The organism is Jiangella anatolica, from assembly GCF_003236295.1.
GTDB classification, from domain to species: Bacteria; Actinomycetota; Actinomycetes; order Jiangellales; family Jiangellaceae; genus Jiangella; species Jiangella anatolica.
Map to the genome: position 1 here is coordinate 1 of NZ_POTW01000200.1, position 873 is coordinate 873.

1 protein-coding gene is annotated in these 873 nt (G+C 71.2%); it reads left to right on the plus strand.

The genetic code is table 11. The annotated features are described in order from the left end of the window. A partial coding sequence (locus tag C1I92_RS32950) for a transposase (RefSeq protein WP_146605387.1) occupies positions 1-777 on the plus strand: 777 nt, incomplete at its 5' end. Positions 778-873: the final 96 nt, after the last annotated feature.

Here is an 873-nt window from a genome sequence, read left to right on the forward strand (position 1 = left end):
GCCGCGGCCGGGCGGGGGCACCGGCTGCCCGGCACCCCGGCCGCGGCACCGCACGAGCACCCCCGGGTCGCCCAACTGCGTCAGGCCTACCAGGATGCTCTGGCCACCGCCGAGCATCCTCCCACCTCGGAGCAGGCCGGTGACCAGGACAGCAGTGCGCATCGGGTGAACCTGACCGACCCGGACTCCAGGCTGCTCAAGACCCGCAACGGCTGGGTGCAGGGCTACAACTGCCAGACCGCGACCAGCGACGACGGGTTCATCATCACCGCCCGCGCCACCCAGGACGCCAACGACATCGCCCAGTTCGTCCCCACCGCCAAGGCAGTCCAGGACATCGCCGACCAGCTCGCCGGCCACGTCCCCGACCGCGCCGACGACCTCACTGTCGGCACCATGATCGGCGACGCCGGCTACGACAGCCTGGCCAACCTGACCGCGCCCGGCCCGGACCGGCTCATCGCCAACGCCACCCGACGCGACCTGAACCACGCCGCCACCCACGACCCGGCCACCGGCGACCCATCCGAGCACGCCAGCCCACGCGAACGCATGGACCACCGGCTACGCACCGACGACGGGCACGCCCTCTACACCCGCCGAGCACCCATGGTCGAAGCACCCAACGCCTGGCTCAAAGACCGCCGCGGCCTGCGCCGCTTCGCCCGCCGCGGCCTGCACGCCGCCCAAGCCGAACTGTCCCTCGCTGCCGCCGTCACCAACCTGCTCAAGATCGCCACCAGCGGCATCACCACCGCCCAGATCGCCACCGCCTGACCAGCCCACCAGCACCGGACCCCGACAAGCCGACAACCCAAGAACCACCAACCCGAACCACACCGGTCAGCTACAACCACAAAGAGCAACAGGCTC